The 10,903-nt window shown below is 65.3% G+C and carries 11 protein-coding genes and 1 pseudogene; 6 read left to right on the top strand and 6 right to left on the bottom strand.

Annotated elements, in window-relative coordinates; translation table 11 throughout:
• Positions 1–28: 28 nt before the first annotated feature.
• Positions 29–1,384 carry an MFS transporter gene (locus AC5RWX_RS25150; RefSeq protein WP_494099010.1) on the bottom strand — a complete coding sequence of 452 codons (1,356 nt, stop codon included), beginning with the start codon at positions 1,382–1,384 and terminating at the stop codon, positions 29–31.
• Between the two features lie 350 nt (positions 1,385–1,734).
• On the opposite strand from AC5RWX_RS25150, the gene AC5RWX_RS25155 reads away from it, so the two are divergent.
• Positions 1,735–2,157 carry a universal stress protein gene (locus AC5RWX_RS25155; protein WP_494099011.1) on the top strand — a complete coding sequence of 141 codons (423 nt, stop codon included), beginning with the start codon at positions 1,735–1,737 and terminating at the stop codon, positions 2,155–2,157.
• A gap of 70 nt (positions 2,158–2,227) precedes the next feature.
• On the opposite strand, the gene AC5RWX_RS25160 is transcribed toward AC5RWX_RS25155, so the two are convergent.
• On the bottom strand, positions 2,228–2,866 hold the full coding sequence (locus AC5RWX_RS25160; RefSeq protein ID WP_494099012.1) for a GOLPH3/VPS74 family protein: 639 nt from the start codon (positions 2,864–2,866) through the stop codon (positions 2,228–2,230).
• A gap of 144 nt (positions 2,867–3,010) precedes the next feature.
• Here AC5RWX_RS25160 and AC5RWX_RS25165 point away from each other — a divergent pair, with 144 nt between their 5' ends.
• The 5 genes from AC5RWX_RS25165 to AC5RWX_RS25185 are packed head-to-tail and all read left to right on the top strand — an operon-like array spanning position 3,011 to position 9,175.
• On the top strand, positions 3,011–3,919 hold the full coding sequence (locus AC5RWX_RS25165; RefSeq protein ID WP_494099013.1) for a MurR/RpiR family transcriptional regulator: 909 nt from the start codon (positions 3,011–3,013) through the stop codon (positions 3,917–3,919).
• Between the two features lie 23 nt (positions 3,920–3,942).
• A complete protein-coding gene (locus AC5RWX_RS25170; RefSeq protein ID WP_494099014.1) occupies positions 3,943–4,959 on the top strand; it encodes an NAD(P)-dependent oxidoreductase in 1,017 nt (338 codons plus the stop codon).
• Positions 4,960–5,001: 42 nt separating this feature from the next.
• Positions 5,002–6,549, top strand: coding sequence for an aldehyde dehydrogenase family protein (locus AC5RWX_RS25175; RefSeq protein ID WP_494099015.1), 1,548 nt, complete (start codon positions 5,002–5,004; stop codon positions 6,547–6,549).
• Positions 6,550–6,578: 29 nt separating this feature from the next.
• Entirely contained in the window at positions 6,579–7,805 is a 1,227-nt protein-coding gene (locus tag AC5RWX_RS25180) for an amidohydrolase (protein ID WP_494099016.1), read from the top strand.
• Positions 7,802–9,175 (top strand): DUF3100 domain-containing protein, encoded by a 1,374-nt coding sequence (locus AC5RWX_RS25185; protein ID WP_494099017.1) that lies wholly within the window; start codon positions 7,802–7,804, stop codon positions 9,173–9,175. Before AC5RWX_RS25180 ends, AC5RWX_RS25185 begins: the two co-directional genes overlap by 4 nt.
• Before the next feature lie 207 nt (positions 9,176–9,382).
• On the opposite strand, the gene AC5RWX_RS25190 is transcribed toward AC5RWX_RS25185, so the two are convergent.
• The 4 genes and pseudogenes from AC5RWX_RS25190 to AC5RWX_RS25205 all read right to left on the bottom strand — a co-directional run.
• Entirely contained in the window at positions 9,383–9,625 is a 243-nt protein-coding gene (locus AC5RWX_RS25190) for a hypothetical protein (RefSeq protein WP_494099018.1), read from the bottom strand.
• A 106-nt stretch (positions 9,626–9,731) separates the two neighbouring features.
• Complete coding sequence (locus AC5RWX_RS25195) at positions 9,732–9,941, bottom strand: hypothetical protein (protein ID WP_494099019.1); 210 nt, start codon at positions 9,939–9,941, stop codon at positions 9,732–9,734.
• Entirely contained in the window at positions 9,931–10,758 is an 828-nt protein-coding gene (locus AC5RWX_RS25200) for a methylenetetrahydrofolate reductase (RefSeq protein ID WP_494099020.1), read from the bottom strand. Before AC5RWX_RS25200 ends, AC5RWX_RS25195 begins: the two co-directional genes overlap by 11 nt.
• Before the next feature lie 39 nt (positions 10,759–10,797).
• Positions 10,798–10,903 (bottom strand): annotated as a pseudogene (locus tag AC5RWX_RS25205) (lipoyl synthase); the annotation flags it as partial.

Genomic DNA, 10,903 nt, shown 5'->3' on the forward strand with positions numbered 1-10,903 from the left:
GGGCTGGCGCGGCCTGTTGGCTGGTTTGTCAGGCCTGATGTACTTCGAGGTCCTCGAGCGACTTGCCCTTTGTATCGGAGGACAGGAAGGTAGCCGCCGCTGCCACGAGGCAAATCCCGAAGGTGATCAGGCCAATGACCACCGGAACGTTTCCTGAGCCGGGAGGAGCCACCGCCGTGAAGATGCTGGGGAAGAATGAGGCGATCATGAGGCCGACGTTCTGCGACACCGCAAAACCGGTGACGCGGATTCGGGTGGGGAACTGCTCTTGGAAGAACGTGGCGAAGGTTGCGTTCCACATCTGGAAGAAGATCCCCTGCACGATCACCACACAGACAAAGACCAGGAACAGGCTCTTCTGGTCGATGGCCCACAAGTAGGCCCCGGACATGAGTCCTCCGCCGATTCCGCCGGCCACCATCAGCACCCGCCGGCCAATCCGGTCGGACAGGGCGCCGAACATCGGGATGGTCGCTACTGCGGCGAGGTTGGCCACGAGGGTTACCCACAGGAATTCGCTGCTGGAGAAGCCGATGCCGTAGCCCTCCTGGGTCGCATAGGAGACGCCGAAGATGAGGGTCGCCATGCCCACTACGTTGGTGAACGTCATGATGATGCAAAGCACCATGACGCGCGGGTGCGTGCGCAGGAGGTCAACGATCGGGAACCGGCGCTTGGCGGCACCGCTTTCGGACTGCGCCAGGTAGGCCGGGGGCTCCTGGACGCGCCGGCGGATGATGTAGCCGGCAAGGATCACGAAGGCGCTGAGCAGGAAGGGAATGCGCCAACCCCAGTTCTGGAACTGGTCGGCGGGGAGAAGGGCCGCCAGCGGAAGCAGGACGCCGGTGGCCAGGATGGATCCCACCTGGGTGCCCTGAAGGCTGAAGCTTGCGAAGAAACCGCGCCGGGCGTCAGGTGAGTGCTCGACGATCATGGCGCTGGCGCCGCCGAGTTCGCCTGCCACCGCAAAGCCCTGGATCAGGCGGAGGGTCACCAGAAGGATGGGGGCGAGGATACCGACCTGCCCGTACGTCGGCAGGAGCCCGACGGCGAAAGTCGCGAAGCCCATCAGCAGCATCGCCAGGACAAGCACGTTCTTGCGCCCGTGCCTGTCGCCGTATGCGCCCAGAACAATGGCGCCGACGGGACGGGAGACGTAACCCACTGCATAAGTAGCGAGCGAGGCGATGATCGCGACTGTGGGGTTTTCCGAAGGGAAGAAGATGGCGGGGAAGACGAGTGTCGCGGCCAGGCCATACAACGCGAAGTCGTAGTACTCAAGCGCTCCACCGATCCAGCCGCTCATCGCGGCTCTCTTCGGGTCCCTGCCTTCGGTGCCGGTTTTGTGGCCGGGTTGGGCAACCCCGGTGGTCGTAATGCTCATTCGCTGATTTCCTTCTCGTCGTTGGCAAGGAACCGGAAGTGTCCTATTCCGGAATGTCTTAGTGGTCACGGGGACGCCCGCGGAGCCGACCGGCCACGCTGCGGGGACCAGTACACCGCCGCTACTGTTTGAATCGTTTCATAAGAGTATAAACAGTGTCGCCCATCACGTCAAAGCTGCGCAAGGCGTGGAGTGGGACAACGGCCAGACTTCGACATAGCCGGCAGGGATTGGCACCCGGACTTCCCGTAATTCTCCACGTCTTCACCTTGCCTCGGCAACGGACGGAGGTCGGTTCTCTAGACTTGCCAGTGGACGCAAGCCGCAACAAGGAATAAAAGGAGCCATTTATGAGTGGAGTAGTTGTTGTAGGAGTGGATGGCAGCGAGTCGGCCATGAAGGCTGCGGAAGCTGCAAGGGACCTGGCGGTATCGCTGGGAGCGTCCCTTCACATCGTGACCGCATTCGAGACCGAGACCGCCGAGACCTTCGGGGCCGGTTCGGACGCGGTCAGAATCTCGAACGCCGACAGCGCCGAACACGTCGCGAAGTCACTCAGCAATGCGGGACAGGGCCTGGAAATCACCCACACGGCGGCCCGGGGCAAACCGGCTGATGCCCTGATCAAGGAAGCCGTCCGCCTGGAGGCCCGGGTGATCGTGGTGGGCAACCGCAGGATGCGCGGCATCGGCCGGCTCCTGGGCAGCGTCGCAAACAGCGTGGCGCACAACGCCCCCTGCGATGTCTACATCGCGAACACCTACGAGGACTAGCAGCTACGCACAGCGAGCGGCCGGCGGCGGAACCTCCCGCCGTCGGCCGCTTGTGCTGTTACCCCCTGAGTTACGTAGCCGCCTCCGCCTCAGCCAACCGGATCATCCGGAGTTCGTCGGCCACTGCATGGGAGGGCCAGTGGGCATCAGTTAGTTCCCGCGCGCGCGACTGATCAGCTTCCGGGAACAGTTTTTCCAGCAGCCCCGTAGCGTGCAGCAGGCCGACCAGGGCGGTGGTCCGGGAATCAGGCGTTCCGCCACCCAGCACCGCCCTAATTTTTTTGAGGACCGCATCCTCCGGAGCGTGGTCCTTTTCCGGGTACCGCGTCGTCGTGAACAAGCCCAGATGCTTTTCGCCGACATGCTCCACGATGCCCTGCACGGCCATCTCCTCATAGATCCGGTGTACTTCCGCCCGGCTTTCCAGCATGGAAACCCAGCGCTTAGGTGTGTGCGGACGTGATTTGTGCCGGATGAGTTCCAGCTGGCGCTGGAAACTGGTCGCCGCAGCGGACCCAGTGGCCCTGACGTGCTTGCCCTGCCGTTCAATGGCGCCAAGCAGTTCCAGCTCGGCCAGGATTGCACCGGCCACGCCGGCCTGGAGGACGGGCTGGGAAACTTCGGGCTCGCCACCGGTGTCGTTGGTCGCGAGAAGGAGGAATGCCTGGGGAAGGCTCAGCTCCGAGGCCTGGAAGGATTCAGCGTTCATAAGACCATGGTCCCGCTGCGAGGCGGCCACCACAACGAGGATTTACATCCCGGAAACGCAAATCACTAGCCGCAAGGAAAATTGCAGAGTACATTCGATGCAAATGCCCTTGCAGAGTGATCTGCGTTACGGAACAGGTTTCCCTTGAAAACAAACGCCGCAGACGTGGAAGCCTCCGCACCTGTTGCCGAGGGCATCAACGGTTCCGGGAACCCTTCCAAGGCCTGGCTTGGCGACGCAATTCCGGATGTTCCGCTGACCAAGTCACAGAGCCGTGTGGTGGAGGTGATCGCCCGCAATCCGCAGCTGTCCTCGTACGCGGACATCGCTGAGATCGCCCAGCGCGCCGACGTCAACAACTCCACAGTGGTCCGTGCGGCCCAGCATCTGGGCTACCGTGGCTGGCCGGATCTCCAGCGGGAACTCCGTTCCCGCTACCTGGTGTCGATCTCCACTGAGGACACCCTCACCGAGCACGGCGAGCACCGCAGCCCCCTCCACGACGCGCTGGACCACGACATCGAAAACCTGCGCCTGACGCTGGACTCCAACACTGCCGACGACGCCGAGGCTGCCATCGCGGCGATGGCCGGCGCCAAGTCCATCACCGTCGTGGGGATTGGCTCATTCGCCGGTCCCGCCAGCGTCATGGCCCATCTGGGGTCAACGATGGGGTACCCCATCGCGCTGGAAAACCGGGGCGGCGTCCACCTGGCCTCAAGCACCAACACCCTGGGCCAGGGTGATGTGCTGGTGGTCATCAACATGTGGCGTTCCGTCAGGCAAGTCATTGTCGCCGCCGAAGCGGCCAAGGCCGCCGGTGCCACGGTCATCGCCATCAGCGACATGCGGCGCGGACGCCTTGCAGCAGCGGCTGACCACCTCCTGGTGGTGGCCTCTGAGGGCATCTCCTTCTTCCAGTCCGTTACGGCCGCAAACTCACTGGTGTACGGCCTGCTCGCCGGCATGGAGGCCGCACACCCGGAGCGGAGCCGGGCTGCCATCCGCCGCACACAGCAGCTGTGGAAAGACCTCGACATCTACCTCGACTAAGCGGCACCTTCACGCCGCACCGGATGAAGCCTCATGTGCCTCAGCGAAAACACTCCAGGAGTACCTTCATGAATGACCAGAACAACCGCCGCATAGCCGTCATCGGACTTGGCGCCATGGGAGGAGCCATGGCCGCCACCCTTCACAGATCCGGCTGGGAAGTCACCGGCTTCGACCCCTCCGAGGCAGCCAGGAAGGCCTCGCAAGAAGCCGGCATCAAAACCACCGCCAACCTGGAGGCAGTGGCCGGGACCCCCTACGCTGTGCTGTCCCTTCCCGCAGCCAGCATCGTGGAAACCACGGTGCCCCAACTCCTCACTGTGCCGGGCACAGTCGCGATCATCGACACCACCACCTCGGAGCCGGCTACCAGCCGACACATGGCTGAACTCGCCCAGGCCCAAGGAGCCGCCTTTGTGGATGCACCAGTTTCGGGTGGCCGCGACGGCGCAGCAGGCGGTTCCCTGAGCGCTTTCGTTGGGGGAACGGCGGATGCCCTCGCGGCAGCCGAGCCAGTGCTGCTCGCGCTGACCGGCGGGAAATACAGCCACATCGGCGGCCCCGGCAGCGGCAACGTGGTCAAGCTCCTCAACAACGTCCTGGCGGCGGCAAACCTGGTCTCCGTCGGTGAGGCGCTGGGTGTCGCGAAAGCCTACGGCATTGATCCTGCCAAAGCGGCGGCGAGCATCAGCGACGCCTCCGGGGGCAGCAAAGTCTCCGCCAACATGTACCCCAATTGGGTGCTCAGCGGCACCCATGATTCCGGCTTCTCCCTGGGCCTAATGGCCCGCGACGCAGCCCTCGCCGTGGATGTCGCCGCCCGAATCGGTGAAAACCCCGCACTCCTGGCTGCCGTTGCCGGGCAGTGGCAGGACGCGTTGGCCGCCCTTGGACCGACGGCGGATTTCACCGAAATCGCGAGGACCGTTGCCCCGTCCATCACGCCCGCGGGCCCGCCAAGCACAACGCCAGGTAAAGCGCGGGACACGGCCCCGGATGCTGCGCGCAGCACCGCAAGCGGCACCACCGCCCTCGCCTAGCCCTCCCAGCACGTAGTCCCCCAGCCCTGAAGGAACACCACATTGAGCATCACCACAGCACCAACATCCTCCTCGGCGGCCACCGCCAAAGCGGTCCTGGACGCGGCCTTCCCGTCAGGCCTCGGTGTCTTCGTTGACGGCCGCGTGCTCGCCGGCAGCGGCGAGAGCATTACCCTCACCGCGGCCGCCACCGGCGAACCTTTCGCCACCTATGCGGACCCTGGAGCCGAGGGCGCCAACGCCCTCCTGGAAAGCTCGACGGCGGGTGCAGCCGTCTGGGGCGCAATGAACGCCTTCGAACGGGCAGCCATCCTGCGCAACGTCAGCCGGATCGTGGAACAGCACGCGGAGGAACTGGCCATTCTTGAGTCCGCCACCACGGGCAAGCCCATCCGGGACGCCCGCGTCGAAGCTGCCAAGGTGGCCGAAATGTTCGGTTACTACTCGGGCTGGGCGGACAAGCTGACGGGCCAGACCATTCCCGTCCCCGGCAACTGGCACACCTACACGGAGCGCGTGCCGTGGGGCGTCGTCGTCGCCATCACGCCGTGGAACGCTCCCCTGTTCACGGCGGGCTGGAATTCCGCCGCCCCGCTCGCAGCCGGCAATGCCGTGATCATCAAGCCCAGCGAATTCACGCCGGCGTCGTCGGTCCGGCTCGCTCAATTGGCACACGAGGCCGGGCTTCCGGCAGGCGTCTTCAACGTGGCAGCGGGACTGGGGCAGACCGTGGGCGCAGCCCTTACCACGGACCGGCGGGTCGGCAAGGTCAGCTTTATCGGTTCAGTCCCGACAGGGCGGCGCGTTGCGGTGGCCGCTGCCCAGGCAGGGATTCCGGCCCTGCTGGAGCTCGGCGGGAAGAGCGCCAACATCGTGTTCGCGGACGCGGACCTGGACCGCGCCGCGGACGGCGCCATCTCGGCCATCTTTTCCGGTGCGGGCCAGTCCTGCGTGGCCGGATCACGGTTGCTCGTGGAGCGCAGCGTGCACGCACAGTTCGTTGAACTGGTGGCCGCGAAGGCTGCACGGCTTAGGGTGGGTGACCCGCTCAGCGCGGACACGGAGGTGGGCCCCATCATCACTGCGCAGCAGTTCGCTACCGTCACCACACTCATCGAGGCAGGATTGAACGACGGCGGCCGCCGGCTCACGGGGGCATCGTTGCCGGAATCCCTGGCCGGGTCCGGGCTGGCCGGCGGGCACTGGGTCATGCCCACTCTGCTGGACGGCGTCACGCCCACCAACCGCCTGGAAACCACTGAGGTCTTCGGGCCGGTTGTTGGCGCAGACGCGTTCGATACAGAATCCGAAGCGATTGCCCGGGCCAACAACACCAACTTCGGCCTGGCCGGCGCCGTCTGGACCTCCGACGTGTCCCGCGCCCACCATGTGGCGCGCGAGGTGAAGGCCGGCACCTTCTGGATCAACTCCTACAAGACCATCCACGTGGCGGTTCCATTCGGCGGATTTGGCGATTCCGGCCACGGCCGCTCCTCCGGGCCGGGGGTGCTGGATGAGTACACCCAGACGAAGGCCATCTGGGTGCCAACCCGCGCAGCCGGGTCCCCCTTTCCGTCGCTGTCCTACTGAACGCGTCCAACCCGAGAAGGCAGATGCCCATGGAACTGACAGACCCAACCACCGCCCTGGCGACCCTGCGTGCCGCTCTCGCAGACGGCGTCGAACACTGGAAGCCCCGGGTGCAGGAACTGGCGCAGGAAATCCACGCGCTCAAGGAGATCTCCTTCGAGGAGGTCCGCTCGGCGGAGGCCATTGCTGCCCTGCTGGCGGATGCCGGCTTCGACGTGGAGCGGGGCACCTCCGGCCTTCCCACCGCCTTTATCGCGAGCGCCGGCACCGGAGAACTGACGGTGGCGCTGTGCGTTGAATACGACGCGCTCCCTGACATCGGTCACGCCTGCGGGCACAACCTGATCGCCGGCGCATCGGTGGCAGCTGCCCTGGCCCTGCTGCCGTTCGTGGACGAACTGGGCATTACGCTGAAGGCCATCGGAACCCCCGCCGAGGAGCACGGCGGGGGCAAGGCGCTGATGCTGGAGCGGGGAGCGTTCGACGGCGTCGGGCTGGCTCTGATGGTCCACCCGGTCCAGGACGGGCTCACCTACAACCCGGCAGGCACCAGCGCCCAGGCCGTGGGCCGGTACAAGGCAACGTTCACCGGAAAAGCGGCACACGCGGCAGCGGCCCCGCACCAGGGCGTGAACGCCGCGGACGCCGCCGTGCTGAGCCAGGTGGCCATCGGCCTGCTCCGCCAGCAGATCCCCAGCGACCACCGGATCGCCTGCTTCGTGGCCGAGGCGGGGCACGTCACGAACATCATTCCGGAGAAAGCGGTGGTCCAGTTCGAATGCCGGGCCTTCACCCTCCCGGAGTACGAGGCGCTGCACCAACGCGTGCGCAACTGCTTCGAAGGCGCCGCGCTGGCCACCGGCACGACCCTGGAGATCGAGGAGGCAGAACCCCTCTACGAACCGCTGCTCCAGGATGACGCCCTCGCAGCACACTGGACCGGGGCGATGGATGCGTTCGGCAAGGACACGTCCCGCTCCTCGGGCCTCAGCGGCGGTTCCACCGACATGGGCAACATCTCCCAGGTCATCCCGTCTTTGCACCCCTGGCTGAGCATTCCGGGCGCCGACGTGCCCATCCACTCCCACGCGTTTGCCGCGCTTGCAAATTCCCCTGAGGCATACGCGGTGATGTTCGAGGCAGCCACAGCGCTGGCCTGGACCGTCGCCGGCGCAGCCTCAACCCCCGCCCAACGAAAACGCTTCACTAAAGCGGCATACCGCCGTCGTACTTTCACGCAGGAAGGCACATCATGAGCACCACCAAAACCGCCCGGGTCGATAGAGCCGGCACCAAGCTCACCCTGCCGATTGCCGCCCTGGCCTTCGTCATTGCGTTGGCGGTGCAGTTCATCGGCCAGGCCAAGATCGACGTCGGAATCGGCTCCATCATCATCTTCCCCATGGTGTGGGGCCTCATCCTCGGCCTGCTGGTCTCGGTCCAGAAGTTCAAACCCCTGGGCCTTGACCTCCAGCGGGTGGCGGCGGCCCTGGTGGGCGTGGCAGTGCTGCTGCTGGTGGCCCGGCTGGCGTTCAACATCGGCCCCAGCCTGCCCAGCCTCATTAAGGCGGGGCCGGCGCTGCTGCTTCAGGAAATCGGACACCTGCTGGGCACCATCATGCTGGCCCTCCCCCTCGCTGTCCTGCTGAGGATGGGCAAGGCTACCGTGGGTGCCACGTTCTCGCTCGACCGGGAACCGTCCTTCGCCATGGTCTCGGAGAAGTACGGACCGGATTCGGACCAGTACCGCGGCGTGCTGGCCATGTACGTGTTCGGAACGCTGTTCGGCGCCGTGTTCATCACCCTCCTCACCTCGCTCGTGGCCAACTGGAAGATCTTCGATCCGCTGGCACTGGCAATGGGCGCGGGCGTGGGGTCCGGGTCCATGATGGCCGCCTCCGCCGCCAGTATCGTCGCCGCCTACCCGGCCGACGAAGAGGCAATCCTGGGCATGGCCGCCGTCTCCAACCTGATCACCACGGTCCTTGGTGTTTACGTGGGCATCTACATCGCGCTGCCGCTGGCCGACCGGTTCTACAAAGCCCTCACCCGCAAGCAGACAGCGCGCGAAGAAGCAGCCGTTACGGCGGGCGCTCCCGCCGAACGTACCGCCGCGGAGGTCGAGCGCGACGCAGCGCAGGCGGAGGAAAACCGGCTGTTCCGCGAGCGCGTTGCCGAGTCCTCGGCAGCCATCAAGCTGCCGCTGTGGCTGTCCCTCTCAGTTCTCACTGTTTTGGGTATCGGCACTGCGTCGGTGGCGGCCAAGGGCTTCAGCCTGTCCATCGTTGCCGGGTACGCCATCATGCTCGCCCTGGTCCTCGGCAGCATCGCGTTGGCCAAGGCCACCCGGAAGATCTCGGCCATCATCTTCGTCACCACCATCGGCGCGTACATTTCCAGCCCCTGGTTCTTCGGGGCCGAGGTGCTCAACGCTGCCGTCAAGACGGTGGACTTCCTGTCCATCGCCACGGTAATGCTGACGCTCGCGGGCCTGTCGCTCGGCAAGGACATCCCGCTGCTGAAGAACATCGGCTGGAAGATCATCCCGGTAGGCCTGGTGGCCATCACGGCGTCCTTCCTGCTGTCCACGGTGATCGCGGAATTCGCCCTGGGCCTCTGGCAGTAACTGCACGCCCTGCCTCCGCGGCAGGACGTGGGCGGCCGACGGCGGAACCTCCCGCCGTCGGCCGCTTGCTTATGTGAGCAGGAAAGTGCGGGCCACCTGGACCACTGGTATTGCTCCCTCCACGCGAAGTGTTCGGGAGCCATGCGCCCAACACGGCCAGCGCACTAGTCCAGGTTGTTCCCTGCCGTTTCGGGCCCGCACGGTTACCTAGCTTGAGACGTCCTTTTCGATTTCCTCGGCGAGGTCATCCACCTCTTCGGGGCGCAGTTCGATGCCGGCCTCCTCAAAGCGTTCCTCCAGCACGTGGCTCACGTCATCCTCCACGTGGCCCAGCCGAATTTCGTCACGGACCTCGTCCGCGATGCTTTCAGGAGTCTCTGAATGGGCTGTGTCCTCCACTGTTTCGTCGTCGTCAAAGGGGGCGCTTGAGGTATCGGCTGTGTCAGTCATAACTCATGGTTACCGGTTGCCGGTGAACGGTCAATGACCCGGACCGTGCCAAGCAGAGCGGACGGGGGCGGCCCTCCCGCCGTCGTCCGCTTTCGAGCACACGGCGCTACCCGTTGATCTCCACGTGCACAGAGTCCTCCCGAAGGAACATCCGGCGTTCCTGCCAGCCGTCGAGTACAACCCACATGATGGCGTTCCGCAGCGCAATGCACTCGGCGTCGCGGCCCGCCGCCACAGTACGCACGGTGCTCACTTTGTTAGTGAGCTGCCGATCAAGATGCGGCTCCTGGTGGGACATTACAGGTTTAGTTATCATGTGTTGCTCCTCGAAACAATGCTGTCCGGAGTGCTGAAGTGGCCGCCTGATCCGGGCCCGCGGGCAGGTGATCGAGGCTGTTGAAGCTGTAAAGATGGATGCCGGCGATGCCTGGCTGGCTTGCGAGCCCGCTGATGAGGCTGTCCGGCGAGTAGCGGTCCCCGCTGAGGAGCTTGCGGGCCAGCGGGCCCTTGCGGCTGAGGAACTTCAAGGAACTTCCGACGCCGATCTGCGCGGACAATGCCACCAGCTTGGTCCGCGGGACGGACCCGGCCACGCCCGCCCAGACGGGCAGGTGGACGCCTTCGCGCCGAAGAAGCACCGCGAAGTCATGGATCTTCCGGGCGGAGAAGCACATCTGGGTGACCACATACGAGGCCAGGTCCTGCTTCGCCAGGAGTCCGTCCAACAGGTCAACCGGGGTGACGAGGGGGTGGCCTTCCGGGTAGCCCGCGACGCCGGCCCGCATCATTCCGCTGCTGTACTGGGCGATGTCCTCCAGCACCGGAAGGGCTGAGTGGTAAATGCCGGCGGGCTGCTTTCGGTCGCCGCCGATGACGAACACTTCGCGGATGCCCGCGGCATCGCAGCCGCGGACAATCTCGGTGACCTCGGCACGGCTGCGGATGCTCCTGGCGGCGAGGTGCGGGATCACCTTGTACCCGGTGTCGCTCAGCTCCACTGCGGTGCGCATGGTCCGCTCGATGCCGTGGTGCGGCAGGCACGTCACGTTCAGCGTGGTGGTCTTGGGCACCAGGGCCTGGACCTGCCCGACGATTCCCTGTGATGGAATGATTTCGATTTTGACGGGGAACATTATTGGTCCTCTCTGTGCATCAGGATCCGTTATCCCGACTCAGGCTGTGGCGGCGAGGAGGGAGCTGGCTTCCTGGCGGGTGGTGCCGGAGGACTCGATGTGCGCGAGTTCGGCGGGGATTTCCCAGCCTTTCTTGCGCATCGCG

The sequence above is a fragment of the Arthrobacter sp. SPT-J7 genome (genome assembly GCF_059089965.1).